Annotated in this window: 28 protein-coding genes; 14 read left to right on the top strand and 14 right to left on the bottom strand. The window is 65.4% G+C overall.

Annotated features, from left to right (window positions below; translation table 11 throughout):
* Positions 1-4: 4 nt before the first annotated feature.
* Both ybeY and DEIPE_RS01170 read right to left on the bottom strand, forming a co-directional pair.
* A complete protein-coding gene (gene ybeY, locus DEIPE_RS01175; RefSeq protein ID WP_015234153.1) occupies positions 5-484 on the bottom strand; it encodes an rRNA maturation RNase YbeY in 480 nt (159 codons plus the stop codon).
* Positions 485-500: 16 nt separating this feature from the next.
* Complete coding sequence (locus tag DEIPE_RS01170) at positions 501-1,529, bottom strand: PhoH family protein (RefSeq protein ID WP_052326753.1); 1,029 nt, start codon at positions 1,527-1,529, stop codon at positions 501-503.
* Between the two features lie 295 nt (positions 1,530-1,824).
* On the opposite strand from DEIPE_RS01170, the gene aroE reads away from it, so the two are divergent.
* The 4 genes from aroE to DEIPE_RS01150 are packed head-to-tail and all read left to right on the top strand — an operon-like array spanning position 1,825 to position 7,789.
* Positions 1,825-2,667, top strand: coding sequence for a shikimate dehydrogenase (gene aroE / locus DEIPE_RS01165; protein ID WP_015234150.1), 843 nt, complete (start codon positions 1,825-1,827; stop codon positions 2,665-2,667).
* An 8-nt stretch (positions 2,668-2,675) separates the two neighbouring features.
* On the top strand, positions 2,676-6,077 hold the full coding sequence (locus DEIPE_RS01160) for a CHASE domain-containing protein (protein WP_015234149.1): 3,402 nt from the start codon (positions 2,676-2,678) through the stop codon (positions 6,075-6,077).
* Positions 6,074-7,330, top strand: coding sequence for an ATP-binding response regulator (locus tag DEIPE_RS01155; RefSeq protein ID WP_015234148.1), 1,257 nt, complete (start codon positions 6,074-6,076; stop codon positions 7,328-7,330). The genes DEIPE_RS01160 and DEIPE_RS01155 overlap by 4 nt, the downstream gene beginning before the upstream one ends.
* A 42-nt stretch (positions 7,331-7,372) precedes the next feature.
* Complete coding sequence (locus DEIPE_RS01150) at positions 7,373-7,789, top strand: OsmC family protein (RefSeq protein ID WP_015234147.1); 417 nt, start codon at positions 7,373-7,375, stop codon at positions 7,787-7,789.
* A gap of 33 nt (positions 7,790-7,822) precedes the next feature.
* Here the strand turns inward: DEIPE_RS01150 and DEIPE_RS01145 are convergent, their stop codons facing one another.
* Positions 7,823-8,554, bottom strand: a complete 732-nt coding sequence (locus DEIPE_RS01145) for an SDR family oxidoreductase (RefSeq protein ID WP_015234146.1) — start codon at positions 8,552-8,554, stop codon at positions 7,823-7,825.
* A 3-nt stretch (positions 8,555-8,557) separates the two neighbouring features.
* Between DEIPE_RS01145 and DEIPE_RS01140 the strand changes: the two genes are divergently transcribed.
* The 3 genes from DEIPE_RS01140 to DEIPE_RS01130 are packed head-to-tail and all read left to right on the top strand — an operon-like array spanning position 8,558 to position 9,724.
* Entirely contained in the window at positions 8,558-9,079 is a 522-nt protein-coding gene (locus DEIPE_RS01140) for a hypothetical protein (protein WP_015234145.1), read from the top strand.
* Positions 9,076-9,462, top strand: a complete 387-nt coding sequence (locus DEIPE_RS01135; protein WP_015234144.1) for a hypothetical protein — start codon at positions 9,076-9,078, stop codon at positions 9,460-9,462. The genes DEIPE_RS01140 and DEIPE_RS01135 overlap by 4 nt, the downstream gene beginning before the upstream one ends.
* Before the next feature lie 22 nt (positions 9,463-9,484).
* Positions 9,485-9,724 (top strand): hypothetical protein, encoded by a 240-nt coding sequence (locus tag DEIPE_RS01130; protein ID WP_015234143.1) that lies wholly within the window; start codon positions 9,485-9,487, stop codon positions 9,722-9,724.
* A 323-nt stretch (positions 9,725-10,047) separates the two neighbouring features.
* On the opposite strand, the gene DEIPE_RS01125 is transcribed toward DEIPE_RS01130, so the two are convergent.
* Complete coding sequence (locus DEIPE_RS01125) at positions 10,048-10,698, bottom strand: pyroglutamyl-peptidase I (protein ID WP_015234142.1); 651 nt, start codon at positions 10,696-10,698, stop codon at positions 10,048-10,050.
* 195 nt (positions 10,699-10,893) lie between these two features.
* On the opposite strand from DEIPE_RS01125, the gene DEIPE_RS01120 reads away from it, so the two are divergent.
* On the top strand, positions 10,894-11,754 hold the full coding sequence (locus DEIPE_RS01120) for a DNA-formamidopyrimidine glycosylase (RefSeq protein ID WP_015234141.1): 861 nt from the start codon (positions 10,894-10,896) through the stop codon (positions 11,752-11,754).
* Positions 11,751-12,389: a pyridoxamine 5'-phosphate oxidase gene (pdxH, locus tag DEIPE_RS01115; RefSeq protein ID WP_015234140.1), complete on the top strand. Its 639-nt coding sequence runs from the start codon at positions 11,751-11,753 to the stop codon at positions 12,387-12,389. Before DEIPE_RS01120 ends, pdxH begins: the two co-directional genes overlap by 4 nt.
* A gap of 390 nt (positions 12,390-12,779) precedes the next feature.
* Here the strand turns inward: pdxH and DEIPE_RS23680 are convergent, their stop codons facing one another.
* Positions 12,780-12,932 carry a hypothetical protein gene (locus tag DEIPE_RS23680; protein WP_157448724.1) on the bottom strand — a complete coding sequence of 51 codons (153 nt, stop codon included), beginning with the start codon at positions 12,930-12,932 and terminating at the stop codon, positions 12,780-12,782.
* A 275-nt stretch (positions 12,933-13,207) separates the two neighbouring features.
* Here DEIPE_RS23680 and DEIPE_RS01110 point away from each other — a divergent pair, with 275 nt between their 5' ends.
* Positions 13,208-13,630: an organic hydroperoxide resistance protein gene (locus DEIPE_RS01110; RefSeq protein ID WP_015234139.1), complete on the top strand. Its 423-nt coding sequence runs from the start codon at positions 13,208-13,210 to the stop codon at positions 13,628-13,630.
* Between the two features lie 39 nt (positions 13,631-13,669).
* On the opposite strand, the gene DEIPE_RS01105 is transcribed toward DEIPE_RS01110, so the two are convergent.
* The 6 genes from DEIPE_RS01105 to DEIPE_RS01080 form a co-directional block, all read right to left on the bottom strand.
* On the bottom strand, positions 13,670-14,059 hold the full coding sequence (locus tag DEIPE_RS01105; protein ID WP_015234138.1) for a luciferase domain-containing protein: 390 nt from the start codon (positions 14,057-14,059) through the stop codon (positions 13,670-13,672).
* Positions 14,060-14,179: 120 nt separating this feature from the next.
* A complete protein-coding gene (locus DEIPE_RS01100) occupies positions 14,180-15,289 on the bottom strand; it encodes a DUF58 domain-containing protein (RefSeq protein WP_041230620.1) in 1,110 nt (369 codons plus the stop codon).
* 1 nt (position 15,290) lies between these two features.
* Positions 15,291-16,226: an AAA family ATPase gene (locus DEIPE_RS01095; protein WP_015234136.1), complete on the bottom strand. Its 936-nt coding sequence runs from the start codon at positions 16,224-16,226 to the stop codon at positions 15,291-15,293.
* Positions 16,223-17,587, bottom strand: a complete 1,365-nt coding sequence (locus DEIPE_RS01090) for a DUF4129 domain-containing protein (protein WP_083865690.1) — start codon at positions 17,585-17,587, stop codon at positions 16,223-16,225. Before DEIPE_RS01090 ends, DEIPE_RS01095 begins: the two co-directional genes overlap by 4 nt.
* Before the next feature lie 151 nt (positions 17,588-17,738).
* A complete protein-coding gene (locus DEIPE_RS01085) occupies positions 17,739-18,194 on the bottom strand; it encodes an NUDIX domain-containing protein (RefSeq protein ID WP_015234134.1) in 456 nt (151 codons plus the stop codon).
* A 76-nt stretch (positions 18,195-18,270) separates the two neighbouring features.
* On the bottom strand, positions 18,271-19,377 hold the full coding sequence (locus DEIPE_RS01080; RefSeq protein ID WP_157448723.1) for a methyltransferase: 1,107 nt from the start codon (positions 19,375-19,377) through the stop codon (positions 18,271-18,273).
* Between the two features lie 136 nt (positions 19,378-19,513).
* On the opposite strand from DEIPE_RS01080, the gene DEIPE_RS01075 reads away from it, so the two are divergent.
* Both DEIPE_RS01075 and DEIPE_RS01070 read left to right on the top strand, forming a co-directional pair.
* The gene (locus DEIPE_RS01075) at positions 19,514-20,155 is read left to right on the top strand and encodes a ribonuclease HII (protein ID WP_015234132.1); all 642 of its coding nucleotides are present in this window, start codon (positions 19,514-19,516) and stop codon (positions 20,153-20,155) included.
* 72 nt (positions 20,156-20,227) lie between these two features.
* Complete coding sequence (locus tag DEIPE_RS01070; RefSeq protein WP_041230619.1) at positions 20,228-20,653, top strand: globin domain-containing protein; 426 nt, start codon at positions 20,228-20,230, stop codon at positions 20,651-20,653.
* A gap of 8 nt (positions 20,654-20,661) precedes the next feature.
* Here DEIPE_RS01070 and DEIPE_RS01065 read toward each other — a convergent pair whose 3' ends face one another.
* The 3 genes from DEIPE_RS01065 to DEIPE_RS01055 all read right to left on the bottom strand — a co-directional run bounded on the left by DEIPE_RS01065 (position 20,662) and on the right by DEIPE_RS01055 (position 22,997).
* Positions 20,662-21,207 carry a 2'-5' RNA ligase family protein gene (locus DEIPE_RS01065; RefSeq protein WP_015234130.1) on the bottom strand — a complete coding sequence of 182 codons (546 nt, stop codon included), beginning with the start codon at positions 21,205-21,207 and terminating at the stop codon, positions 20,662-20,664.
* Between the two features lies 1 nt (position 21,208).
* Positions 21,209-21,844, bottom strand: a complete 636-nt coding sequence (locus DEIPE_RS01060) for a helix-turn-helix transcriptional regulator (RefSeq protein WP_015234129.1) — start codon at positions 21,842-21,844, stop codon at positions 21,209-21,211.
* A 109-nt stretch (positions 21,845-21,953) separates the two neighbouring features.
* Entirely contained in the window at positions 21,954-22,997 is a 1,044-nt protein-coding gene (locus DEIPE_RS01055; protein ID WP_015234128.1) for an Mrp/NBP35 family ATP-binding protein, read from the bottom strand.
* A 129-nt stretch (positions 22,998-23,126) separates the two neighbouring features.
* On the opposite strand from DEIPE_RS01055, the gene DEIPE_RS01050 reads away from it, so the two are divergent.
* Positions 23,127-24,611, top strand: coding sequence for a hypothetical protein (locus DEIPE_RS01050; RefSeq protein ID WP_157448722.1), 1,485 nt, complete (start codon positions 23,127-23,129; stop codon positions 24,609-24,611).
* 382 nt (positions 24,612-24,993) lie between these two features.
* Positions 24,994-26,511, top strand: a complete 1,518-nt coding sequence (gene guaA / locus DEIPE_RS01040; RefSeq protein ID WP_015234126.1) for a glutamine-hydrolyzing GMP synthase — start codon at positions 24,994-24,996, stop codon at positions 26,509-26,511.
* Positions 26,512-26,560: the final 49 nt, after the last annotated feature.

Here is a 26,560-nt window from a genome sequence, read left to right as displayed (position 1 = left end):
TGTTTTAGCGCACCGGGTCGGCCAGCGAAGCCAGTTCAGCCTGGGCAGCCTGCCACGCTGCATGAAAGGGTTGCCATCCTTCACCCGTCGCACCTTCCTCGAAACCCAGCCCTTCGGCGTGGGGGTGATCGAAGCCCACGAGGTGCGTCAGGCCATGCGACGCGAGCAACGACATTTCACGCGACAGCGTATGACCGCGCGCCCCGGCCTGCCGCGCCGCCGTGTCGAGGCTGATCACGATATCACCCAGGTGCGGCGGCACGAACGGATCGCCCGGCACAAAGGTCGGAAACGACAGCACGTCGGTGACCGCGTCCTCGCCCCAGGTTTCGCGCTTGAGCTGCCGAATCGTCCGGTCGCCCACCAGCACCACGGTGACCGATTTATCCTCCACCCCGAAGTGCCGCATGACGCCCCTCAGGGCCACCCGGAGCGCACGCCGCACGCCGGGTGGGGGAGACTTGCGCACCACCAGATCGATCATGTCCGGCGGAGAGCCTTCACTCGGCGCCGTTGGTCGGAGTCGGGAGATCACGTTCGTCCTCGGGAATCGAGGGCAAATCGCCACGGCGGGCCGCACGGCGGTTTTCCTCGGCGTTTTCGGCCGTCTCGTAAGCTTTGATGATCCGGCCGACCAGCGGGTGGCGCACGACGTCCACTTCGGTGAACTCGTGGAAGTGAATGCCGTCGATGCCTCCCAGGATGCGCTTGGAGATCGCCAGGCCGCTCGTGACATGCCGTGGCAAATCGATCTGGGTGACGTCGCCAGTCACCACCACCTTGCTCGAGAAACCCATGCGCGTCAGAAACATCTTCATCTGCTCGCCCGTGGTGTTCTGCGCTTCGTCGAGAATCACAAAGGCGTCGTTCAGGGTCCGGCCACGCATAAAGGCCAGTGGAGCAACTTCGATGATGCCGCTCGTGAGATAGCTTTCGAAGCGTTCGGCTTCCAGCATGTCGTACAGCGCGTCGTAGAGCGGACGCAGGTACGGATCGATCTTGGCCTGCAGATCGCCGGGCAAAAAGCCCAGGCGCTCGCCCGCTTCGACGGCCGGGCGGGTCAGGATGATGCGTTTGACCTTGCGGGCTTTGAGGGCCGCGACTGCCATCGCGACTGCCAGGTAGGTTTTGCCGGTTCCGGCAGGGCCAATGCCGAACGTGATGTCACTTTTCTCGATGGCTTCGAGGTAGACCTTCTGACCAGGCGTCTTGGCCCGCAGGCCGCGCGGCAACTGAACGGTCGTGCTGGTCTCCGCACTGAGGCTGCGCCCTTCGGCGCCCAGCCGTGCCGAACGTTCCAGCGTTTCCGGGCTGACCTCACCACCTGAACGAACCGTGCCCAGAGCGTCATGTACCAGTTTCTCGGCGACCTCGACCTGCCGGGCATCGCCGCTGATCGTGACGGTGTCGCCACGGGCGATCAGTTTCGCGTCGCAAAGTTCTCGCATCTTGCGGAGGTTGACATCCCCCGTGCCCAGCAGGGCCAGGGCTTCCTCGGGCGTGTCGAGGAGGATGTTGACCGTCGTCATCGTGTCTTTCAAGCAGTCTCCTGGTTTGGAACGCGGTATGAGAGGGCGGGCAGAAAGCGGTATGGGTTTTCTGGCGGAGCAATGCCTGAGACCACACAAGCTACCCCTGCTTGGTGCGAGGGGAAAGGGTCGAAAACCAGGCTCATGTGGTGCCTCCATTCTCCGCGTGAGGTCAGGTGCAGGAGGTGCCCTGCCCCACACTTGGGCGCTGCCCGTGCGGGAGTCAAGAAGAGGTGGGCGATACCTCAAGCAAGTCTTAACGCAACGCGGCACTTGCCCGCTACACTGAGCGCCGATGGCTTCACAGCAGGCGTTTTCGACCGCGGGCGTGCGAGCGTACCTGTACGCGGATCCGGCAGGCCACTCGCTGTCTCCTTTCATGCATGCCGCCGCCTTCGCGCGGGCGGACATTCAGGGCACCTACGAAGCGATGCAGGTCGCGGCGACAGAATTGCCAGGAGCGCTCGCGCTGCTGCGCCAGGCAGGGGTGCTGGGTGCCAACCTCAGCCTGCCCCACAAGGAGGCGGCCGTGCCTTTGCTGGACGGCTTAAGCGACGGTGCTCGGCGCATTGGCGCCGTGAACACGGTGATTCACCGCGACGGCAAGCTTTATGGAGACAACACCGACGCGCCCGGCCTGCTCGCGGCGCTGGTAGACGCCAAGGTGCCCGACGGACCCGCAATGGTACTCGGTGCCGGGGGCGCGGCGCGGGCAGCCGTCTATGCCCTGTCGCGCAGTGGGCGAAGCGTGTTCATCTGGAACCGCTCTCCCGAAAAGGCAAGCCGGCTCGCGCTCGATTTTTGTGGTGAGGGCGCGTCCGTGACCGCTGGAGAGTTTGCCGCGCTGCCCTGGGGTGACATCAGCCTGCTCGTCAATGCCACTTCGGCAGGACTCAACGCGCCCGGACAGTCGCCGCTGCCTGACTTTCCTGCGCTGCCGGCTCACGCGCTCGTCTATGACATGGTGTACAAGCCACTGGAAACGCGCCTGTTGCGGGACGCCCGTCAGCGTGGATTGCGCGCTCAGCACGGCCTGGGCATGCTGGCGCATCAGGCGCGCCTCAGCTTTCGGGCCTGGACAGGCGCCGATGTGCCGGTGAAGGTCTTTCTCGACGCGGCGGCCGGCGCGCTACACTAAAGTCCGTCATGGCTGAGCCTTTGCCTTCCATGAGCACGGTGCCGGCGTCGAGACGACCGCTCAATCTGGCATTTTTCGTGCTTGCCCTGGTACTGCTGCTCACCACTGTCAGCACCTGGTCGGTCAATCAGCTGGCTGCCCAGCAGCAACGCACCCGCTTTCTCAGGGAAGCGGACACCGTCACGCAGTCTGTCGAGCAACGCCTCGACATCTACATCGAGGCCATGCGCTCCGCACGTGGGCTGTGGAGCGTGAACTCTGAGGTGAGCCGAGACGACTTTGCGCGCTACATCGATTCGCTGGAGCTGATCCGAAACTATCCCGGCATTCAGGGCATCGGGTACGCCGAGTATGTCCGCCCGGGGCAACTGGGTGCCTTCGAAGCCCGTCTGCGCCGGCAGGGCCTGCCGTCCTTCCGCGTCCGGCCCGTGCCGGCGCAAGACGCTTACGTGCCCGTCACCTATCTCGAACCCCGCAACGAGGCCAATGCCTACGCGATGGGCTTTGACATGCACTCCGAAGCGCTCCGGCGGGCGGCCATCGAGCGCGCCCTCACGAACGGTGAGGCAGCCGCGACCGCGCCCGTGACGCTGGTACAGGAAAAACGCAAGGAATCTTCGCAGAGCGGATTTCTGATTTACCTGCCGATCTACGAAAACGGCGTCGGCCTGCGTACTGTCGAGGAGCGCCGCGCCGCCCTGCGCGGCTTTCTGTACGCGGCTTTCCGCACCGGAGACTTCCTGTCGGGTGTGGACAGGCGCACCCGGTACGGTGAAATCGATTTGCGGGTATCCGACGACGCAGCCACCATGTACGGTGAAATCAAACAGGGAGCGCAGTTTTTCGACAGCCATGAACTCAACGTGGCAGGGCGAACCTGGAAGCTGGAGTTCAGCGCGCCTCCTGAGTTTGGCCAGAATGTTTTTTCCCTGACCCCCTGGGTGGTGCTGGTGGTCGGTCTGAGCATCGCTCTTGCCGCCTTCTGGACCACCAATTCGCAGGTGCGCGCGCGCGAGCGGGCCGAGGAGATGTCCTCGCGACTGGCCCGCTCGCGCGCTTCGCTGACCGAATCACGCGCAGAATTCGCGGCAATTTTTCAGGCGATGCAGGACACCGCGCTGTTTGCCGGTCCGACGGGCGAGGTGCGGCTGAGCAACGCGGCCCTGAACCGCACGTTCGGATATGCCACAGACGAACTGCAAGGACGAAACCTGTCCTCATTGCGGGTTTCCGCGGAAATGCCTTCTCAAAACGACTTCAATTCGTCTGTGGCGCGTTACCGCCGCAAGGACGGCAGTGAGTTCACGGGCGAGGTGCAGCGCTCGTTCGTGCGCAACGAGGCAGGCGAGGTGATTGGTCAGCTCGAGGTCGTGCGGGATATGACCGAACGTCTGGAAGCCGAGCGTGCGCTGCGTGAAAGCGAATTACGCTATCAGGGTGTGCTGGAGGCCATGCCGCAACTGGTGTGGGTGACCGATCCACAGGGAAGGCACCGTTACTTCAACAGCGGGTGGTACGCCTTTACCGGCCTGAGCCCTGACGAGTCAGTCGATTTCGGTTTTGCCAAGGCGCTCCATCCGGACGACGTCGAGCGCAGCCTGCTCACCTGGGAACGCTCCTGGCGCTACGGCGAACCATACGAGATCGAATACCGTTTCCGCCGCTTCGACGGTGAGTACCACTGGTTTGTGGGGCGCGCCAGCCCGATTCACAATGCCGAAGGTCAGGTCATCGAGTGGGTTGGTACCTGCACCGACATTCATGAACGGATCGAATTCGAAGGGCAGCTTCGCCGCTCTGAAGCGCGCTACCGTGGCCTGATCGAGGGAATGCCCCAGATCGTGTGGCTCTCGGATCCGCGGGGTGAAACGACCTACTTCAACCGCCGCTGGGCCGAATACGTAGGCGAGCAGCGCGCGGGCGGCGGACTGAGTGAAGAGGTGGTGCATCCTCATGAACGTGCCACCTTCACGGAGCAGTGGGGTCGTTCGCTGCACGGCAAGGTGCCATTCGAGGGAGAATACCGCCTGGTTCGCGCTGATGGCGAGTACCGGACGTTTATGGTGCGCAGCCTGCCCATTCTGGGTGAGGATGGCGCGGTCATCGAGTGGGTTGGCACCCTCACTGACGTGGAGGATCAGGTATATTCCGAGGCCTCTTCGCGTCTGCTGGCCGAAATCAGCCGGGTCTTGGCCGTTCCGCTGGGTGAAACGCGCGACATTCCCCGGGTGCTGCGACTGTTGACCGAGCGCTTTGCGGACAGTGCGGCCCTGTGGTTGCGCGACGGCGTGGAGCTGCACGAAACCATCGAATCGCGGCCGCACGTGAATTTTGATGTCCTCGAGGGGCGCCAGGAAGATATCGAACAGTACGTTCGTGGAATCATTGAGCGTGGAGAGAGCGACCTGGTGGCGTCGAACGACACCCTGTACGCGATGGGCCTTTCCAGTGTGCTGGCCATACCGCTCATCGCCCGTGGCGAGCAGCCTCTTGGCGCACTGTTTCTGGGCTACCGGCATGTCGCGGACGATCGGGACCAGGAACTCGCGCACGAGGTGGCAGCGCGCCTTGCCACGGCCATCGACAACCAGCGCCTGTTTCGTCAGGCGAGCGAAGCGGAACGTGAGGTCAAGGAGCTCAACCAGACGCTCGAACTCCGGGTCGAAATGCGGACCCAGGAGCTGCTGGAGGCCAACCGCGAACTGGAGGCATTCAGCTACTCGGTGTCACACGACCTGCGCACCCCGCTGCGCCACATCGTGGGCTTCGGCGACCTGCTGGGTAAGGAAGCCGGGGAAGTGCTGGGTGACAAGGGACAGCGCTACCTGAACATCATCACGGGTGCCGCGACACGCATGAGCGCCCTGATCGACGATTTGCTGAACTTCTCGCGTATGGGACGTCAGGAGATGCGTTTTGCCGAGGTCGACCTGAACACATTGCTTCACGAGGCGATCGAAGAACTCGACGTCGGGGGCGCTGCGGTGAAATGGGAGCTTGGCCCACTTCCGCACGTGCCCGGCGATCCGGGGCTGCTCAAACTGGTCTTCACGAACCTCCTTTCCAACGCCCTTAAATACAGCCGTACCCGTGCCGAGCGGACCGTTTCGGTGACCGCACGCCTCGGGGCGGATGAAACCATCGTCGCGGTACGCGACAATGGGGTGGGCTTCGACAGCCGTTTCGCCGACAAGCTTTTTGGAGTCTTTCAGCGTCTGCACCGCGCCGAGGAGTTCGAAGGAACGGGCATCGGGCTCGCGAATGTCCGGCGCATCGTGACCCGGCACGGCGGCCGCGTGTGGGCTGAAAGTACACTCGGTGAAGGCGCCACCTTCTACATTGCCCTGCCCCTTCAATCCCCTCACGCCGCTGAGCAGGGACTTCATGTTCACGTCAAGGACACCGCATGAACGATCATTACGACCTTTCCAATCTGCCCAGCACTCTGCGGGTGCTGCACCTCGAAGACAATCTGCTTGACCACGAGCTGGTCAAGGCCATGCTCGAAGAGGGCGAACTGCCCTGGGCCTGCGTAGTGAAGCAGGTGGACGTCGAAGAAGACTTTCGTCGCGAGCTGAGCGACTTCGCTCCGCACCTCGTGCTTTCCGATTATTCGCTGCCCAGCTATGACGGCCTGAGTGCCTACGATTATGTCCGTCGCTATTACCGCCACATGCCGTTCGTGATCGTCACGGGCGCGATGGGGGAGGAAGTTGCCGTGGAAACCCTGCGGCGCGGCGTGACCGACTACGTGCTCAAGCAGCGCCTGGAGCGCCTCGTACCGGCGGTGGTGCGCGCGCTTTCGGAGGCCGCCGAGCGCGCCCGCCGTGAACGCGCCGAGGCCGAGATTCGTGAACTCAACATGACGCTGCAGTCGCGCCTGGAGGAGGTGGAGCGACTGAACAAGATCGCCGAGGAGCAGCGCCTGAAGCTCGAAGAAACCGCGCAGCAGCTCGAAGAAGCTTTGAAGCTCCAGAAGACCTTTCTGGCCGAGAGCAGCCACGAATTGCGAACCCCGCTGACTGCCCTGCTGGGTTACCTGAGACGGGCCGAGCGCGAGCTGGGTCACTCGCAGACCGTGTCGGACTCGATTCGTGTGGCCGAGAACATGACGCGTCTCGTGAATGACCTCCTTCAGCTGTCGCGCGGAGAACTGGTACAGTCCATCGAACCCCACTTCATCAACCTCTCCGAACTGCTGCAGCAGGTCGGGCGCGACTACGGGGTGCGCGTCGAGGTTCCGCCGGTCCTGGACGCGGTGGGAGATCCCATCCGCCTGACGCAGGTGTTCGTGAACCTCGTGACGAACGCCACACGGGTATGTGGGGACGCCAACCTCGTTCATATTGCCGCCCGACAGGAAAACAACGAACTGATCGTGGACGTGATCGATCATGGGCCGGGCGTTCCCGACCGCGTCAAGAAACGCATTTTCGACAAGTTCTACCGGGGCAAGGAAGCCGGCAGCGCCGGTCTGGGGCTCACCATCTCACAGCAGGTCGTGCAGGCCCATAAAGGCGACCTGTACGTCGTGGATACCCCGGGCGGCGGCGCGACCTTTCGGGTGGTGCTCAGCGCGCTCGAAGAGGAAGACGACGATGTGGTCGACCTCGCGGAGCTGCCGCGGGACGTCGGGCAGGAAGCGCAGCAGGCCGAAACCTGACGTGAAGACCCTTTGCGCCGTGCCCGCTTCGTACAATGGGGCATGGGCACCAAGATGACGATGCATTACCTGGGTGAGCAACGGTATGTCGGCTTGAACGAGCGTGGACAGCAACTCCTGATCGACGCTTCTCCGGTCAGCGTGGGAGTGCGTCCGATGGAAGCGCTGCTGGGAGCACTCGCGACCTGCTCGGCGTACGATGTGGTGGGCATCCTGGCCAAACGCAAGACGCCCCTCAGCAGCTACCGGATCGAGGTGGAAGGGGAGCGTGCCGAAGAGCACCCCCGGCGCTACACCACCATCACGGTCCGGCACATCGCCGGCGGCGAAGGCGTTACCCTGGAAGCGTTGCAAAAGGCCGTGCAGCTGTCACACGACAAGTACTGCTCGGTGGTCGCGTCTCTCAACGCCGAGATCCACACGGACGTGCAGCTCGAACAGGCAGGCGTCCCCGTCTGAGGGCGGGCGGAGACACCCCTCCGCTTTCGGCCCTCAGATGCTCCAGCCGCCGTCGACCAGAATTTCCTGGCCGGTGATGTACGCCGCGCCCGCCGTCGAAAGGTACGCCACCGCCGAAGCGACCTCGTCGGCGCTGCCGAAACGCGCGGCGGGGATACGGCTCATGACCCGCTCGGCGTCCTCGGGTGACTTGAAGACTTCCTGCAGGCGTTCGGTGGCGGTATAGCCGGGCGCAACCGTGTTGACCGTCACCCCATCGCGCGCCACTTCCAGGGCGAGCGAGCGAGCGAAGTTGGTCACACCGGCGCGCAGCGCGTTCGACACCGGCAGGCCCAGGCTGGGCCTGCCGACCGTCAGGCTGGTAATGGTGATGACGCGTCCCCAGCCACGCGCGCGCATCCCACCCACCAGCGCGCGCGAAAGCCGCACCGTGGACATGAACGTCAGCTCGAAGCCGCGCTGCCAGCCTTCGTCGTCGACGAGGCTTGGCAGGCCGGTGGGCGGGCCTCCAGCGTTGCTGACCAGAATGTCGATTTCGCCTGCTTCCTGCACGAGGCGTTCGATCTCGGCGGCGTGACTGACATCGGCCACGATGGCGCGTGCGCCGATTTCGCTCGCGGCCCGCACCAGATCGGCTTCACCGCGCGCGGAAACAGTAACCTGAGCACCCAGCTGCGACAGCAGCCGGGCGCTGGCGAGACCGATGCCCTTGCTCGCGCCCGTCACGAGGGCCCGCTTGCCTGACAGATCGAAAAGTGAGGTCATGCCTTGTTATACCGATTTCCGGGCGCGACGCGCGTGACGTCCACCGGCAAGCCGGGGCGCCGGGGAGCAGCGGCGAGTTCGACGTGGGCTCAAGGCACCTTGCGGACCTTTGCGGACGTGCAGAATGAGGGCATGTACTGGCAACGCCTTTTCCTTTCGCTGGTTGCGGGCCTGGGAGCTGCCCTGGTCGCTTACGGCATGGTCTACACGCACGGCAATCCCCGGCCAGCTGAAGGCGACCCGCTGCTGGCTTTTCGCCTGATTCCGCTGGAGCTGCTTGCCGGCGTGCTGGTGGGATGGCTCGTGTACCGCTCGGTCGGCGCGCGTATCGGGATGAGCCCACGCGACGACATTGCCGAGCGCATGGTGCTGCGTCTGGCCATGCGACGCGGAGGCCGCTTCACGCTCGAAGATCTCGTGCAGGCCTCACCCTTGACCGAGTCTCAGGCCCGGGAAGTACTGGCGCGGCTTCAGTCGCACGGGCGCCTCAGCGAGGATGGCGGGCGCTACCAGCTGCATTCATGACCGCCGACGCGTTGTACCTGACCTTGCACGAGGCGAACTACGATTCCTGGGAGTCGGTACAGCAAGCCATGTCGCTGGCGCAGGGTCAGGTGCCGCCGCGCGTCGCCTGGCTGCTGGAGCACATCCACGACACCAAACGGGGGTACTGGGCGGTGATCTCCGGCGCGCTGGGCACTTCCCGGCCTCCGGATCACCTCGGCCTGAGCGCCCTGATGGCCTGGGAACTGACGCAGCTGGCCGCCCTGAGCGCCGAGCAGCGGCAGGTGACCCTGGCTTATGGCGGGCGCCTGCTCGACGTTGCGGCCCTCATTCGTCTCAACGCGCGGCACGCGGTGTGGCACGCCGGCCAGATCGCGGCGCTCGCCGCCCGCCGCACCGCGTGAGCGTACTGCGGGACGGAGCCTCGTGAGCGCGCCGGACGCCCTGTTCGATCTGGCGATGAATCGCGCGGCCGCGTTCCTGCGGAGCGCCCGACCCGTCGAGCCAGGCGCCGCTCTGGCCGAGTGGCACGCCCGCACGCGTTTCGCCCGGCGCGTTCCCCTCGAAGAAGTCATGCTCCGTCTTCAGCACAAGCCGCAGGGCGAGTGGTACTGGACCGGCGGCCCGGCGGGCAAGTGGCAACCGGGAAAGGCAAAGTTTCCCTAAAGCGGTTGTCAAAGACATGGATCGGTTTTTGATCAATGTCTTTGACCGAGCGGAGAGCGCGCAGTGCCCGAAACCGCTTTTGGGTACGCTGTCAGCGCGGGGAGCGAGTGACCTTGACCAGGAGCGTTTGGAAGCGGGCAGGCGTCCTTAAGGGCGCCCGTTCTGGCCAAGAAGACGCGGGCAGGCGTCCTTCAGGGCGTCTTGCGCAGGACAGCCCTTAAAGCGGTTTGAGGGCTTGCGCGCGTCCGTTCTGCCCAAGTCAATGGCATTGATGGCGTGTCTTCCTTCATCAATGAAATGGACAACCGCTTTAGGCCGGCGCGTCAGAGGCCCGTGACGCCTTCGGTTTCCGTGGCGGTGCGCGCTCGCAAGCGAGCTGCGACTGTTTCCACCACGACCTGTACCCCGCGGTTCAGTTCCTGTTGCGGTAAGTATGGCAGTTCACGCGGTGCGCCCAGGGCCACCTCCGGATTGGCAGGCAGGTGCAGAAATCCGCACGGCACCTCCGCGCCCAGGGCGTGACGGGCAACGTACATTACCTGATTGCACAGGTACAGTCCCGCCGTGTCGGAAACGTAGCCCGGAATTCCTGCTGCTTTCCAGGCCCGCAGAATGTCACCCAGCGGCAGGCTGCTGAGGTACGCGTCAGGGCCGGCGGGCTCGATGCGTTCGTCGTGCTTCTGTACGCCCGCGTTGTCGGGAATACGGAAATCCAGCACGTTCACCGCGACGCGCTCCAGCGTGAGCTGTGGGCGTCCGGCGGCCAGCCCTGTCAGTACCACGGCGTCGGGTTGGTGGCGTTCCAGGGCTGCACGCAGAACCTGGGGTGCCCGTCCCGTATCCACGGGCAGCAGCTCGCCTCGCACCTGCACACCGGATACGACCTGATTTCCCAGCGCTTCCACGACCTGCTCAGAGGGATTGACCGTGTCACCCCCGAAAGGCTCGAACCCAGTGAGCAACAACTTCATCATGGGGACAGCTTAAAGGATCGCCCACGCCATGAGCCCTCGTCACCTGGGCCACCGACGCCGGGCCGGGGGCGCACTAGACTGGGCAGGTGAATGCAGAATTGCCGTGCGCGGCTTTCGGCGGGCGTGTCTGCGTGTGTCACGGCGGCGTAAATTTCCCACCGTGTTTTCCGAATGTACGCTCTGCGGAGACCTCCCGTGCCTGAACTGCCCGAAGTCGAAACGACCCGACGTCAACTTGCTCCGCTGCTGGTGGGACGCACCATCGTGCGGATCGAGCATGACGGACGCCACCGCTACCGCGACACGCACCTTGCCGAAGGTCGCCGGGTCACTCGTCTCGACCGCCGGGGCAAGTACCTGATCGCGCAGTTCGAGGACGACCCACATGAATCCCTGGAATTGATCGTGCACCTGGGCATGACAGGCGGCTTTCGTTCGGCGACGGGCCGACACACCCGCGTGACCGTGCACCTCGATGACGGCAGCGCCCTCTACTTTCAGGATTCGCGACGCTTTGGCAAGTGGGCGGTCGTCCGCACGGGCGAGTACGGCAGCATGCCCACCCTGCAGAACATAGGCCCCGAACCGCTTTCAGAAGATTTCGACGAAGAAGCCTTCGTCACACAGGCCCTGAACGCGCCAGTCGTCAAGACCTGGCTGCTTTCGCAAGGTCCGGTGGCGGGACTGGGGAACATCTACGTCGACGAAGCACTGTGGCGCGCGGGCATTCACCCGGCCCGAACGCGGCTGGCGCCCGAGGAGGCGCGGCGGCTGTACACCGCGATTCGTGAAGTGCTGACCGAGGCCGTCGAAGCCGGAGGCTCGACCCTGGCCGATCACACGTACGCGCAGCCGAACGGTGAAAGCGGCTGGTTTCAGTTTCGCCACAACGTCTATGCACGCAAAGGCAAAGCTTGCGCCCGCTGTGGCGGCACCATCGAGAAAATAGTGTTGGGCCAGCGCGGCACGCATTTCTGTCCCGAATGTCAGCCGCACGCTCAGCCTGAGCCGGGCAGCGACGCCGGGGCGCGGGCGCGCAAAGGCCGGACGACATGAGCGACCTGGCAGAGCTGCGCAAGACCTACGCGCGCTCAGAATTGCGTCGAAGTGACCTGCACGCCGAACCCCTGGAACAGTTCCGGGCCTGGTTCGCACAGGCCCTGTCCGAAGCCGGACACGAACCTTACGCGGTGACCGTCGCCACCGCCGACGAACGAGGTCGCCCAAGCGCCCGAACGGTGCTGCTGCGCGCTTTCGATTCGCGTGGCTTCGTGTTCTACACCAATTTCTTCAGCCGCAAAGGACATGACCTGTCGGTCAATCCTCAGGCGAGCCTGCTGTTTTACTGGCCGAGCCTGGAGCGGCAGGTTCGCGTGGAAGGCGCCGTGGAGCGTGTTCGGAACGAGGAAGCCGATGCCTACTTCGCGCGGCGTCCCCGTGAGAGCCAGCTTGCCGCACACGCCAGCACACCGCAAAGTGCGCCGATTGCACATCGGGCCGCGCTGGAACTGCGCTACCAGGAGCTCGCCGGACGCTTTCCCGGCGAGGTGCCCCGACCCGAGGACTGGGGAGGCTTTCGTGTCATTCCTGACACCTACGAATTCTGGCAGGGCAGACCGGGTCGTTTGCACGACCGCTTCCTTTACACCCGCGAGGGCGCGATCTGGCACACCTCGCGACTGATGCCCTAACCTGGGCAGCTTCCGCGTCGTAGTCTGATGCGGGGGCGACATGCTGTACTGGATCTGCCTCGCGGTCGGCGGCACATTCCTGCTTGTTTCGCTCTTCGGCGGCCATGAGAACGATTTCGACCACCCCGCCTGGGGAGAGACGCTGGGCCTGCTGAATCTGCGCGCCCTGGTATCCGCGCTGGCCTTCTTCGGCCTGGGCGGGGTGGCGGGCCTGATCGGTCTGGGTGGTGGGGGACGCCTGCTCTTCGCTTCTGCGGCGGGAGTCAGCGTGGGGGCCTTCACAGGCTGGTTTTTCGCTTTTGCGCGGCGGTGTGAACTGGATACCCGTGAGGGAAACCTCGTCGGACGTACGGCCAAAGCCGAAGCGTTTCGCATGATGGTTCAGGTGTTTCAGCAGGTGGGCAGCGACGCCGAGCGGGCGTTCGTACTGAACATGCTGCCCGACATCGTGTCGCAGTTTGCCGAAAGCGTGAAGGGCGTGCAGATCGACAAGCTCAGCGTGATCGACTCGGGCAGCGGTAACGGGTACCGAAGTGCGCTCACCCACATACCCTGCGGCATCATCGGTCTGGTAGAGCAGGTCGAGAACGCGACGGGCGTCAATCTGCTGCAGGCCCTGTCACAGCGCAGCCCCTGTCACAGCGCAGCCCCGCGGTGGCTGCCAGTACTGCCGGGGTGTCTTCGAACGACTGCATGCGTCTTACGGGCAGAGGCGAGAACGGCGGCAAACTTCAAATCTGCTGAGCCTTGGCACATCCGTCGTTCAATGGTAGGCAGCCTGACCGTCTGGGATCAGGCTGCCCCGCTACCTTGGGCAGATGAGCAACGCGATCTTTCACACCCAGGCCACCGCGCACGGTGGACGCGCCGGCCACATCGAGACTCCCGACCACCACCTCGACGTGAAACTCAGCGTTCCGGGCCAGCTTGGTGGCAAAGGGGGCGGCGGCACCAATCCCGAGCAGCTGTTCGCAGCCGGATACGCGTCATGCTTTCAGAGCGCCATCGGGGTGATCGCCCGCCAGGAAAACATCGAATTCGGTGACTCGACCGTGACGGCGTTGGTCGGTCTGCTGCGCGACGAGCAGGGTTATGGTCTGGACGTCGAGCTGCAGATCACCCTGCCGGGCCTGTCGCGCGAGCAGGCCGAGGATCTGGTGCACAAGGCGCATCAGGTGTGTCCGTACAGCCGGATCACCCGGGGCAACCTGGATGTCCGTCTGACCGTTGTCGAAAGTTAAGAGGAGGAACGCGCCGACGTGCCCCTGCCCGCGTGGAAATCAGTCGATTTGTGGGCCCTGCGGCGTCTGTGCCACAGGGCCCGCCGGTTGTGGCGCCCCGGCCAGGCCGTGGCACTCATAGCTGAGGCGCAGCAGCGCCAGGGCACCCGGCAGCTCTTTTTCTCCGCTCACCTGGTAAGAGACCCAGCCCGAGGCAGGCATGACATGGTGCGGGCGGGCCTGGCCTTTTGAGACCAGACGGTCACGCAACTCGCGCGGAAAGGGCACGTCCAGCAGCCCGCCACGGTGCAGGTGCCCGACTTCTCCGTGGGGCGATCGGAACTGCGTGCAGCCGGTCCGGTGGTGTCTGACCTCGACTCCAGGCCAGGCGGACACTTCGCGCTCCAGGCGCCTGAGGGACTCTGCGACCGTCGATCTTGACGTCGTCATGGCAACCTCCACCGCGCGGCAGAAAGCGGCGCCACGCTGATTGATTTTCAGTGTGGCGGCCACGATCGCCTGCGCCCAGCACCTGGATCACGTTTTGGCAGGCCGGAGACGCGAACCGTATCAGGCGCCCAATTTCAGGATGCTGTGGTTGCCCCGCAGAACGTATACCAGCACGCCCGACTGCGCCAGAATGCCGGCGCGGCGCTCCAGTTCACGCACCTGGTCGGGCGGGGCCGACCGCATGGACCGACCTTTTTCACCGGGTTCGAGGTAAAAGCCCTCGGGCAGAACCACGATCACCACCCGGCTTGCACCTGCGCGGGCATGCAGTGCGGCGGTCACGAGGGCGTCTCCCGCTTCCTGGGTCAGCACGATCAGGTTGGCCCCAGGCCTAGGAACAGGAATCGGCGCGTTTTGTTCACGCCGTTCCAGCTGGGCGAGGCGACGCAGGGCCAGTCGCAGCGCTTCCGGGCTGGTTCCAGTTTCTGTCGCTCCCTCCGCACTGCTGACCGACACGGGCAGTGCCAATTCCAGTGCCTCCTGCACGAGACTCGCCGCCAGTCGTACGGCGCTCTCAAGATAATCCGCGCTGCCACGCTGGTCGACATGAACCTGCAGCGTGCTGTTGGCGGTACGTTCCAGCTCGCGGACCATCAGCTCGCCCGTGCGCGCGCTGAGCTTCCACGCGACCCGCTGCGGTGGGTCGCCCAGCACGTAGGGCCGGGCACCCCGCAGGCTCAGCGGATCTTCAAGCCCGATGGTGCGTGACAGTGCACCTTCGGAGAGCAGCGGGCGCAGCAGCGTGGGCAATTCAAGACCGTGGGTGCCCGGGTACACTTCCAGGCTGTCGACAAGCGGGAGCGTCGCGGTGTGCCAGAACACACCAAAGGGATCTGCCCAGCGCACGGTGATCCCGGACCACGTGTACACGCCTCGCCGGTTGGCGTTCAGCGTCGAACGCAGTTCGTGCCGGCTTTCACTCCACAGCAGGCCGCCCAGATCAATGGTCGAACTCGGCACCACCGTCCGTGGCGGCGGGTCTTCGAGCAAAATCCGCACGGGCAGGCGCGATCGCACTCGGATCTGCAGCGTCAGCGTCACGCTGCCTCCCGCGAAGACAGCCGCCGGCAGATCACGTCGGACGTCAACCTGCGGTGGCGTTCGGTAAAGCAGCCACGTCAGCAGAACCAGCACGGCGAGCAGCCCGAGCCAAGGCAGGAAGCTCAGCATGTCACGAGCGGGCCGGTTCGACCGGTACGCTCGCAGCGTGCAGCACATCACGGACCACCTCGCGTGCCTGCAGGCCCCGCAGGCGAGCTTCGGTCCGCAGGACCAGCCGGTGTGCGAGTACCCCGGGCGCAGCAGCTTTCACATCGTCGGGCAGCACGAAGGAGCGCCCATCGGCCCAGGCCAGCGCCTGCGCCACGCTCTGCAGCGCCAGGCTGGCGCGTGGGCCAGCACCCAGCACCAGATCGGGATGGTCCCGGGTGCTGGCGACCAGTCCGGCGATGTACCTTCGCAGCTCCGGGGAGACCAGTACGTTCCGGACAGCCTGTCGGGCCTGCAGCAGCTCGTCCGCCGCGGTCACGGAGCGCACGTCATCGATAGGATGACGCTGCTGCAAGAGACTCAGCATCTGCGCTTCTTGCTCGGGCGTCGGGTAGCCCACCGAGAGCTTGAGCAAGAAGCGATCGAGCTGCGCTTCGGGCAGCCGAAAAGTGCCCTCGTGTTCGATGGGATTTTGCGTGGCGATGACCACGAAGGGTTGCGTGAGCGGGTGGGTCACGCCGTTCTCGGTGACCTGACCTTCGCCCATGGCTTCGAGCAGCGCCGACTGGGTTTTCGGAGTGGCCCGGTTGATTTCGTCGGCCAGCAGAATTCCGGTGAAAATTGGGCCCCGCATGAACTCGAAGCGGCCTTCACGGTAGATACTCACGCCGGTGACGTCGCTGGGAAGCAGGTCGGGTGTGAACTGCACCCGTTTGAAATCCAGCCCAAGGCTGCGCGCCAGAGCCCGCGCCAGCATCGTCTTGCCAGTTCCAGGAGCGTCTTCGAGCAGCAGGTGCCCTCCTGCGAGCACGCCGGCAATCGCCATACGGGCGACTTCTTCCTTGCCAACCAGCACGAGGGCGACATTCTCCAGAATGCGCCGGGTGAATTCATTCATGAAAGCTCCTGTGAGTGAATAGAGGGCGCAGTGGTTGTCAGACCGGCCAGCAGGCGGCTCAGCGCTTCCTCCGCTTCATCCGCATGTTCGTCGGTCACCTCTCTGCCATAGCGTACCGGCTGATAGAGCCGGGTAAGGTCCTCGATGTTGCCGCGCTGCCCGGGAAACAGCGCGGCAACACGTTCGGCAAACTCGCGGGGAGTTTCGTGCGGACCGCGCAGCGCGCCCGCGTCCTCCAGCGCTGACAACATCGCCCGGTAAGCCAGCCGGACGCGGTGAAGGGCCGTCTCCGGGTCATTGACGCGTGACTCTTCTTCGGCAGGAGAAGGAGGCCGGTCTTGACCGCTTTCCACTCTCAAGCGCCACAGGGCGAAGATCACTCCCATCAGCAACAGGCACATGCCGATCAACCCGAACCAGCCGACCCAGCTGAGCGTGGTGAAGAGCCACGTTACCCCCTGGGCTCCCGCTGCACCTTCCTCTCCAGTTGCTGGCAGGCCTGCCGATCTGCCGGAAAGCGGCCCTCCCGTTCCCGCAGACGTACGCAGCAGGGCGTAGAGCATCAGCATGACAGCTCCTGACAACAGGGCGAGGATGGGCAGTACGTCGCTCCAGTGCCAATCACCCTGCTCGCGTGACCGGACCTGCCACATCCGGTAGCCGACCAGCGCGAAGGTCACGGCCAGCAAGCCCAGCAGCAGCGAAATCAGGCCTTCGGCCGAGCGGGCGATCAGGGGCGGGGTACTTTCGCCCTGGATGCTGCGGGACACGGCGGGCGGCGAGCGGAATGGCCGGGTCTCACGTGCGACGCCCGTATCCTCCTGCGCGGGGGAAGACGCCACCGTCGGCGCGCTGTTCCAGGCAAGCGGTGTGGGAAGGGGGAGCGTCAGGGACACGGCGCAGGCAGCAAGGATGAAACCTGCCACGAGTCCCAGTGCCGGGCGGCTCAGCACCGTCCGGGTGGCGCGCTGTGCAAGGTGGCCGAACAAGGTCGCGCCCAGCCCCAGACCGAGCAATCCGACAGCGCCGGGGGCCGCGCACCACACCAGCACCAGCCACAGCAGGCCACGTGCATGACGTTCTTCCAGCGCATCGAGCGCCACGTGAAGTGCCAGACCGACCAGCAGGAGGCGCAGGTACAGACCGGTCACGGCGAGCAGGTCCGGCCAGGCACTCAGTGCGCCCACCAGGGCCAGCACGATGGGCATGGTAACCGAACTCCGGCGCGCCGTTTCCGACGAGCGTGCTGCCCAGAGACCCAGGGTCCAGACCGCCACCATCCACCATGGCCCATGACCGGCCGCCACCAGCCCGGCGGCAAATGGAAGCAGCGACGTGACCCCCCTTGTCGGGGCCCTCATGCCCGCACCTTTGGGTCAAGGGGGGAAACGCACTCGCGAATGACAGCCGCCAGAGCGACCCTGGCGCCGGGGACCGATGTCTGGGGAGAGTGAACAAGGTGCGGTGCGGACATCAGCAAGCTCAGCCTAGCGCCCCCGCACGCTTCCATTCTCAGTTCACGTCACCGAGGTAGCGCCGCGCCCCGCCCGTCAGCAGCCACCGTCCGAGCGCAGCCGGATAGAACGCCAACCCCGGAAGGTCGTTCAGGTCAAGCCAGGCCAATCCTTCCTGCCCGTCGTCGGGAACGCTTCCCTGACCCAGTGCGGTGACGTCCGGCAGATCGCAGGCGAACATGAATTCCACCGCGTGAAAGTCGGGATTCTCGGCTGCGAACTCATGATGGGCAGCGACATAGTCACGCACGCACAGCAGGTCGCGCACGACGACGTCTGCCCCCAGTTCCTCACGGCACTCTCGGCGCACGGTGTCACCCAACGTTTCGCCACGTTCCTGCCCGCCGCCCGGCAGGATGTAGAACAGGTTTCCGCGGGCGTCCCGCTTGACGATCACCAAGAGTTGCCCGCCCTGAACGATGACTGCCTTGGCCGAATTTCGAATAGGGCGCATGCCGCACCCTAGAGTCCCAGGGCGTACCGGCGCATCCGGCATCTGGCTGAGGCGGGCGTCTGGTGAGGTTTCGGGTTTAGCGTTTGACGGCCCGCAAGATCTTGAAGCCCCCTTCGCGCGCCAGCGTCTCGACCTTGCCCCACCGTCCCAGTTGGGCTTCGTACGGCAGGAAGTCGTTGGCGACCAGACGCATCTCACCGCCCGTGGGCAGGCGTTCTCCCGCTTCACGTACGAATTCCAGCGCCACGTCGAGCACCACCCGGCGGCCCACGTGAAAAGGAGGATTGGACAGTACCAGGTCGAAGCGCTCATCTGTGGGCAGGGCCTGACCGACATCCGAGTGCAGGACCTCTCCGTTCAGACCGTTGTGCGAGAGCGTGCTGCGGGCACTCTTCACCGCCGCGAGATCGTCGTCGAGCAGCGTCACGTGCGCCGCCCCCCGCCGCGCGGCCACGGCACCCAGCACTCCGGCGCCGCATCCGAGGTCAAGCACCCGTCGGCCCTGCACTTCACCCAGAAAACGCAGCAGCAGCGCACTGGCCTTGTCGAGCCCGGCGGAACTGAACACGCCGGGCAATGCGGTCACGTTCAGGTCTTCCACGGTGTAGGTCTGCAGGTCGGGTTGCGGCAACACGTCGTCCTTGATCCTGTCGAGCCGGGCGACGCGCATGCCGCCGTCACGCGCGATGACCTCGCCGTGACCGAAGGCCACCCCCACCCGTTTCATGTAACGCTCGAAGCCCTTCTGCTTATCGCCGGCGAGGTAGAGCGTTCCGCCGGGCGCGGTGAGGGCGCTCGCCCAGGCCGTCATGGCTTCCACGTGAGCGTTGCCACGGTCGCCCGACAGCACCAGGGCCACCACCGGAGAGGGTTCCAGGGTCGCGCCGGGCAGGGCCGCCCGCACCTCGTCGAACTGCTCGTGCAGGACCTCAAGCGCGGCGGCCGAGCGCTCCACGAGCGTCACGTGGCTGTCTTCCAGCGCCAGGCCCAGCAGCCCGCTCATGGCCTGCAAGTCCAGCACCCGGCCTGAAACGCCTTCCTTGCGCATCGCCAGTGCCAGGAGCGCCTGAGCGTCGTCCACGCCCGGTGCACCGCGCACGCCTGCTTTGGTGAGCAGGGCGCCGCCCGCCTCGACGAAGCGCAGTTTGGGAGGCAGTTCGGCGGGGAACAGGTCGCTGTACATGCCGCACAGTGTAAAACGTGGAAGCAGTCCGGCGCTGGCTTCAGGGCGGGGTGCGGTCACTGGGGCCGCTTTCGGAAAGTTCACGGCGAGCCTCCCTCTTCGCCAGGTGGCGCGGGTTGCCGTAAGGTAGACAGTCGTGAACACTGAAGCAGGCAAAGGTCAGGCCCCCGACTTCGCGTACGAATCGGCGTTCTGGGCACGTGGCCTTCTGCACGTCGCCGGCGTGGACGAGGCCGGTCGGGGCGCCTGGGCAGGCCCCGTCGTGGTGGCCGCCGTGATCCTGCCGTCCGAGGTCCGTGACTGGCCTTTCCGGGATTCCAAATCGGTGTCGGGTGGACGCCGTGAAGTGCTCGCGCAGGAAGTGCGCGCCAGCGCGCTGGCGTGGTCAGTCGAGTTCGCGCCTGCCGCCGAAGTCGACCGTTACAACGTGCTGCAGGCAACCCGGCGAGCGGCCGTGCGTGCGCTGCAGCAGCTCGACCTGCCGGCAGGGGCACTGGTCACGGATTACCTGCACCTCGACGTTGATCTCCCTTACGTCGCGCCTGCCAAGGGCGATCGGGTGTCCCTGAGCGTGGCGGCGGCCAGCCTGCTCGCCAAGACGGCGCGCGACGCCTACATGCGCCAGTTGCATGAACGTTTCCCCCAGTACGGTTTCGCCGCGCACAAGGGGTACGGAGCCCGCACCCACCGCGAGGCGCTGGACCGGTACGGCCCCTGCCCCGAGCACCGCCGGACGTTCGCCCCGGTAGCGCAGGCACGCCTGATGCCGGGGTCTTGAAAGAAGTGCGTGAAATCGCACAACCTGCACTATTTCGCACTTGTCTTGTCCTGTATTGCATACCCTCGGGGAGTGCAACTCACCCCCAATGGAACCCTGTATGACCGCATTGGTCCAGAACATCTACACGCCTTGCTGACGCGTTTTTACAGGTGTGTCGGGCATGATCCGCTTCTTGCTCCGCTCTTTCCCGACGACCTTGGCCACACCCTGGAAAAGCAGTTCGCATTCATGAGCGGTTTCCTGGGAGGCCCGCCGCTGTACCATCAGCGCTTCGGTCATCCGCGTCTGCGGGCCCGCCACCTGCCGTTTCCGATTACCCCCGAGCACGCCCGGGCGTGGCTTTCGTGCATGAAAACCGCGCTCGACGAAACGCCGCAGATCGAGCGGGCCGATGCGGCCGAGTACTACGCAGCCCTCACGAAGGTGGCGCTGCACATGGTCAACAGTCCTTCGGCTGCCCAGGAACCAACTTCAGGCGAAGGTCAGGCGCGCTGAATTGAACCTCAAGTTTCGTGTGTCAGCTCGGGTGTGCCCGGCGTGGCGCGCTGATTCAGCGGGTAACGGGCCAGCTCCACGATCTCGCCCCGATTTTCCAGCGTTAGTGCGAACGCGTCGACCGTCCAGGACAGGACCGGCGGAACGAGAGAACGAATGGCCTCCCAGGCGCTCTCTTCGGCCCAGGGACACAAGCCCAGCGCCAGGGTCAGGTGCGGCAGGTAGCCGCTTGCGTCCCGCTCGCTGCCGGGAACGGGAAGCTCGCTCAGCACCCGCGCGTGCGCTTCCATCAGCAGGCGCGTGGAGTTCAGCTCCAGAAAGATGGTGTGGGGAAAACGCCGCCACGCCCGAAACTCGACCTCGAATGGCGTCAGTCCCGTCACGGCCAGCGCAACGGCGTCGATCAGGAGACCTTCGTCTCCTGAGTATTCGAACGGCGTGCGCAAGTTGAGGTGCGGCGCGCCGTAGGACGCGAAGGCATGCTCGCGCTGCACATCGGTCACCCAGCGCGCGAGGCGTTCGGGTGGCCAGGCCACCAGGCTGTAGAGTCCCACGTCAACCGATCCGGTAGCGGCAGGAAGGTGCGCCGCAGGCGATACGCGTCTCACGCCGGACCGGCACGGCCAGAAGCTCGCGGTAGAGTTCGAGTTCCGAGTGGCACAGCTGGTCGTACTTCTTGGCGACCTCGAGACCAGGGCAGTTGCCCTGTTCCAGATACCAGACTCCTCTTTCCTGATAGGCGCGGGCGTCATACCCGGCGCCGTTCAGAAAGGCCACCAGCTGCTCCACGCGTTCGGCTGTGTTCCCGTGCATCTGCTGCGCCAGCCGTTCTGCGAACTGGGCACGCCGGGCGTCCATGACTTTCAGCACGGCGCCAGAGCCGAACAGGCTTTCCACGTGGGCCAGCACGTCGACGCACAGGGTGGCGTAACTTTTCGGAAAGCGCGCTTCACCACTCTCCGTGAGGCGGTAGACCAACTGCGGACGTCCCCGACCACCCGGCTTGTGGGTGGTGGACTCGATCAGCCCGGCCTCCTCCAGGTCGAGCAGATGCTTGCGTGCCGCGGGCACACTGATCTGCAGGGCCTGCGCGACGTGCCCGGCGGTGCTGCACTCCTGCCCTTTGAGCAGGGTCAGCACCCGTGTCTTGGTGCGGTCACCCTGTTGGGGCAGCGGGGCTGCGCGGGTCATGGTGTCACTCCGGCGCGCGCCGCGCACGCACTGCTCCGGGCGTCACGGCCACGCCCGGACTCCCGGAGCATGCTCCGGTCACGTTGAGTGGTGCGCGCGCCTGATCGGTTCATTGGACCATCGGTAATTCGGTGAGCGCCTGTACGCTGAGACGCCCCGCGAGATTCTCGGCGATCTGCGTCAGTGCCCGCGAGGCGGCACTTTGCGGATGTGCCAGCACGCTGGGCATGCCCGCATCGGCATCCTGGCGGACTTCGACGTCCAGTGGCACTTCACCCAGCACCGACAGCCCGCCCAGCCTGCTCGCGCCGCCCCGCCCGAAAATATCGTAGGTGACGCCGGTGTCCGGCGCCACGAAGTAACTCATGTTCTCCACGACACCCAGAATGGGCACGCTGGCTTTGCGGAACATGTCCACCGCGCGCGCCGCGTCGATCAGGGCGACGTCCTGTGGGGTGGTGACAATCACCGCTCCCGTCAGGGTGACCGTCTGCGCGAGCGAGAGCTGAACGTCTCCTGTGCCCGGTGGCAGATCCACGATCAGGTAATCGAGTTCACCCCAGGCGGCGTCACGCAGAAACTGCTGGATGGCCGAGTGCAGCATCGGGCCACGCCACACCAGCGCCTGACCGGCGGGCATCAGGTTGCCCATCGACAGAAAGCGCAGGCCGTGCCGCTCGATAGGGTTCATCTTGCGCTGCTCGTTGGCCGAGACACGCTCGCTGCCCGCCCCCATCATGTGCGCGATCGAAGGGCCGTACACATCCGCGTCCAGCAGACCGACGCGCGCGCCGCTTTTCGCGAGGGCCGCGGCGATGTTGGCCGCCACTGACGACTTGCCGACGCCTCCCTTGCCCGAACCGATGGCGACGACGTGTTTGACGCCTGGCAGCGGGGGAGAGCTTGGCGCGCGCACCGTCGCACCGAATTCAATGTGGACCTCGTTCACGCCAGGCACCGCTAGCACGGCAGCGCGAACGTCCGCTTCGATGGTCGCTTTGAGCGGGCAGGCGGGCGTGGTGAGGTTCACCTTGACAAAAGCGGCGTTCTGCGTCCGGTCGGCCCGTTCCACCATGCCCAGCGACACGAGGTCGCGGTGCAGTTCTGGGTCGTTCACCGTGCGCAGCGCGGCGAGCACGTCAGCGTCGGGCATATGGGCGGAGGTTAGCTCACAGGGCTCATGCCCGGCAAGGAGAGCTGTTACAAAAGGCAGCGCTCATGACGGTACCGTCCACCCCCGCTCCCGAACGTGGGCCGTCTTGCCTCGCCTTATACTGGCCGAGTGAAGACTTTCGGCCCGTATGTGGCCGCCCGTGCACTCCAGCAGGGCGTGGTGAGCACGGTGCGCGGTGTGGACCGGGTGACCGGCATGCCGGTGCTGCTGTTTGTCTTTCCCCATTCGCTGCAGCCCGTCGAGCCGTTGCCTGCCCTGGACGATCATTTTTTTGTGCCTTACAGCGACTTCGGAACTCAGGGTGAAGACGCGTATGCGGTCGCGGCGCTGCCGCTGTCGGCGCACCCTGCCACTGACCGGCTGCTCACGATGCGAGGTGCCCTGAGCGCCCTGGCCTGGCTGCACGAGCGCGGTCTCACGCACGGCGCGCCGCTTCCCGCGAACTTGTGGTCGACCGACGCCGGGGTACGCCTCGCGGGAGCCGCCCTGCCCTGGGCAAAACTGGGGGGCGGCTTCGACCCGCCGGAAGGCGGACGCACACCCCAAACGGACCTATTCATTCTGGGCCGTACCCTCGAGCGTCTGGGTGGGCTTCCGGCTGAACTGTCGCACCTGCTCAGCGACGATCCCGTTCACCGTGGGACGGCCCGGTCGGCCCTGGAGCGACTGGACGCGAATGGCGGTGACGCACGCGTCAGCGTCGGCGTTCGCGTCGTTCCTGGAGGTGCAGACGGCCAGCCGGCCTTGCCGGATGAAACGAAGGGAGCGCACGCCCCGACGACGGGGCCGGAAATTCCCACCCAAGAAGCGGCAGCCTTGCCAGCGGCCACGGTCATCGTCGAAGCCCAGGACCTCGTGGTAGACCGGCGTGAAAGCGCGTTGATCAAAGGTCCCGCACTCTTGATCGACGACTCCTTTGATGACCCCGCCCGGCCAGAGGTGGTGGTCATCCATCCGCGACCGAGCGGTGTGGAATCGGGCGCTCCAGCAGTCGCGCGCGCGGCTCAGGCTGGGCCCGAAGAAACTGACGCTCCGCCCGGTCCTCTGGGAGCCTCGGTCATCATCGAAGGGCTGAGCTCCCCCGAGGAAGCGCTCCGACGACCGGCACCGAGCGAGCGGGGTCCCTCGCCCCAGGCTGTTTCACCACGCGGACAGCCGATCCGCATTGGCTGGGATGAAGACGATTCATGGCGTGTCGTGAAGAGCGGCCCCGGTACCGACAGAGCGCGTGAGGTCCCGTGGCTGGAATGGATCGCTTCCCACTGGCGCTACCTGGCCGTCGTGCTGCTGCCCCTTTTCGTCGTCTCGTATTTCATGACGGCTGGTCCTCGCGAAGTGCCCGCAGAGTGCTGCCGCGTGCAGTTCGAGGTGCGGGGCGCGCAGAACGTCCGGGGACGGCTCGAAGTGATCCAGGCACCAGCCGGGAGTGGACTCAAGGCAGGCGCGCTGCTCAGCACGGTTCCTGGCACCGTCCAGTTTCCCAACGCCCCCGGACGCTACACGCTGCGCCTGCTGGCCGAGGGGTACCGTGCTCAGACGCTGCAGTTGCAGCTTCCCACCCGCCAGCCGGTCATCATCGAAGTGGCCCGCTGACAATCGGCCTGCACGGGCCTCGGCTGGCGTGCAGGATCAGCCAGACAAAGCCCGGTGACCTTCCCGCATTGTGGTGATCGGTGCGCCGTGAAACTTTCCCGGTGATCGCCGTACTTCGGGTGATTTCACGTGAAAGGCCACCGAGAAAAACGTCCTGAACAGCCGGGCATGGAACGCGATGCGGTAAATCGGCAGCCTGAGAATCACGCGGCCCGAGTCCACCCCCTGACGGCCCGGCAGTGCTCAGGGTCGACGAAGCTGGCGTCCCGCACCGCTCGAATGCCCGCCAGGGAGGATGCTGAACGCAATCTTTGGCCGCTTTTTTGACTGAAGCGCAACGTTACAGGAGGCGTCACGCCGCGCGCCGTGTCAAAATGCCCCCGTGAGTCTTGTCATCCTCGATTTCGGCAGCCAGTACACCCGCCTGATTGCCCGTCGCTTTCGGGAGCTGGGCGCCTACAGCGTCATTCTGCCCGGTAACGCCCCACTCGAGCGCATTCAGCAGGAAAACCCGGTCGGACTGGTGCTCTCGGGCGGTCCCAGCAGTGTCTACGATCCGGGCGCACCCCGACCTGCCGACGGCGTGCTCGACCTCGACGTGCCGGTGCTGGGCATCTGCTACGGCATGCAGTACCTGGCCATGGCCGCCGGGGGCACCGTTGAGCGCGCCGGAAAGCGCGAGTACGGCAAGGCCGAGCTGGCCGAGTACCACGGCGACCTCTTTGATGGCGTGGCCGGTGAGTTCGTGGCCTGGATGAGCCACAGCGACTCGGTGACCCGCCTTCCGTCCGGTTACGAGGTCGTGGCGACGACGAGCGATACCCCGGTCACCGCCATCGAGAACCGTGCGGCGCGCCGTTATGGAGTGCAGTTTCACCCGGAAGTCGTGCACACCCCCAAGGGCGGCGCGCTGCTGAGCAACTTTCTCGATTCCTGCGCGGCCGCGCGTGACTGGACGGCCGCGCACATCGTCGATGAGCTCGTCGCGCAGGTGCAGGAGCAGGTCGGTGAGGGCCGTGTGCTGCTGGGCATTTCGGGCGGGGTAGACTCCAGCACGCTGGCACTGTTGCTGGCGCGCGCCGTCGGAGAGCGCCTGACCGCCGTGTTCATCGACCACGGCCTGCTGCGCCTGGGCGAGCGTGAACAGGTGGAACACGCCCTGCGGCCGCTGGGCGTCAACCTCGTCACGGTGGACGCCTCCGAGGTGTTTCTGTCGGCTCTGGCCGGCGTCGGCGATCCCGAGGAGAAACGCAAGATCATCGGCCGCGAGTTCATCCGGGCCTTCGAGCGCGAAGCGCGCATTCACGGTCCCTTCGACTTTCTGGCGCAGGGCACCCTGTACCCGGACGTGATTGAGTCGGCCGGCGGCGAGGGAGCGGCCAACATCAAGAGCCACCACAACGTGGGCGGTCTGCCTGCCGACCTGCAGTTCAAGCTGGTCGAGCCCTTCCGCACGCTCTTCAAGGACGAGGTGCGCGAGATTGCCCTGCTGCTCGGCCTGCCCGAGGAGATCCGCACCCGCCACCCCTTTCCGGGCCCCGGCCTGGCGATCCGCATCCTGGGCGACATCACCCGCGAGAAGATCGACATCCTGCAGCGCGTCGACGATATCTTCATCTCGGCGCTGCGTGAGTTTGGCCTCTACGACCAGGCCTGGCAGGCGCTGGCGGTGCTGACCCCCATTCAGAGCGTCGGCGTGATGGGTGACGAGCGCACCTACCGCCACCTGGTGGCCCTGCGCGCCGTGACCAGCGTGGACGGCATGACCGCCGAGTGGGCGCGCCTGCCCTATGAATTTTTGGACACCGTGAGCCTCAGGATCGTGAACCACGTGCACGAGGTGAGCCGGGTGGTATACGACATCACCGGCAAGCCGCCCGCGACCATCGAGTGGGAGTAAGTGCCAGGCACGGAAGGGGAGTCCCCTTTCCGTGCCTGGTCCGGTGTTC

The sequence above is a fragment of the Deinococcus peraridilitoris DSM 19664 genome (assembly GCF_000317835.1).
GTDB lineage: Bacteria > Deinococcota > Deinococci > Deinococcales > Deinococcaceae > Deinococcus_A > Deinococcus_A peraridilitoris.
The sequence above is the reverse complement of the archived record's forward strand: the minus strand, read 5'-3'. Positions and strand labels throughout refer to the sequence as shown.

Excerpts from the sequence above, each read along its gene's own strand:
- ybeY (WP_015234153.1), bottom strand. The coding sequence starts at position 484 with ATGATCGATCTGGTGGTGCGCAAGTCTCCCCCACCCGGCGTGCGGCGT.
- DEIPE_RS01170 (WP_052326753.1), bottom strand. The coding sequence starts at position 1,529 with ATGACGACGGTCAACATCCTCCTCGACACGCCCGAGGAAGCCCTGGCC.
- aroE (WP_015234150.1), top strand. The coding sequence starts at position 1,825 with ATGGCTTCACAGCAGGCGTTTTCGACCGCGGGCGTGCGAGCGTACCTG.
- DEIPE_RS01160 (WP_015234149.1), top strand. The coding sequence starts at position 2,676 with ATGGCTGAGCCTTTGCCTTCCATGAGCACGGTGCCGGCGTCGAGACGA.
- DEIPE_RS01155 (WP_015234148.1), top strand. The coding sequence starts at position 6,074 with ATGAACGATCATTACGACCTTTCCAATCTGCCCAGCACTCTGCGGGTG.
- DEIPE_RS01150 (WP_015234147.1), top strand. The coding sequence starts at position 7,373 with ATGGGCACCAAGATGACGATGCATTACCTGGGTGAGCAACGGTATGTC.
- DEIPE_RS01145 (WP_015234146.1), bottom strand. The coding sequence starts at position 8,554 with ATGACCTCACTTTTCGATCTGTCAGGCAAGCGGGCCCTCGTGACGGGC.
- DEIPE_RS01135 (WP_015234144.1), top strand. The coding sequence starts at position 9,076 with ATGACCGCCGACGCGTTGTACCTGACCTTGCACGAGGCGAACTACGAT.
- DEIPE_RS01125 (WP_015234142.1), bottom strand. The coding sequence starts at position 10,698 with ATGATGAAGTTGTTGCTCACTGGGTTCGAGCCTTTCGGGGGTGACACG.
- pdxH (WP_015234140.1), top strand. The coding sequence starts at position 11,751 with ATGAGCGACCTGGCAGAGCTGCGCAAGACCTACGCGCGCTCAGAATTG.
- DEIPE_RS01110 (WP_015234139.1), top strand. The coding sequence starts at position 13,208 with ATGAGCAACGCGATCTTTCACACCCAGGCCACCGCGCACGGTGGACGC.
- DEIPE_RS01105 (WP_015234138.1), bottom strand. The coding sequence starts at position 14,059 with ATGACGACGTCAAGATCGACGGTCGCAGAGTCCCTCAGGCGCCTGGAG.
- DEIPE_RS01100 (WP_041230620.1), bottom strand. The coding sequence starts at position 15,289 with ATGCTGAGCTTCCTGCCTTGGCTCGGGCTGCTCGCCGTGCTGGTTCTG.
- DEIPE_RS01095 (WP_015234136.1), bottom strand. The coding sequence starts at position 16,226 with ATGAATGAATTCACCCGGCGCATTCTGGAGAATGTCGCCCTCGTGCTG.
- DEIPE_RS01090 (WP_083865690.1), bottom strand. The coding sequence starts at position 17,587 with ATGAGGGCCCCGACAAGGGGGGTCACGTCGCTGCTTCCATTTGCCGCC.
- DEIPE_RS01085 (WP_015234134.1), bottom strand. The coding sequence starts at position 18,194 with ATGCGCCCTATTCGAAATTCGGCCAAGGCAGTCATCGTTCAGGGCGGG.
- DEIPE_RS01080 (WP_157448723.1), bottom strand. The coding sequence starts at position 19,377 with ATGTACAGCGACCTGTTCCCCGCCGAACTGCCTCCCAAACTGCGCTTC.
- DEIPE_RS01060 (WP_015234129.1), bottom strand. The coding sequence starts at position 21,844 with ATGACCCGCGCAGCCCCGCTGCCCCAACAGGGTGACCGCACCAAGACA.
- DEIPE_RS01055 (WP_015234128.1), bottom strand. The coding sequence starts at position 22,997 with ATGCCCGACGCTGACGTGCTCGCCGCGCTGCGCACGGTGAACGACCCA.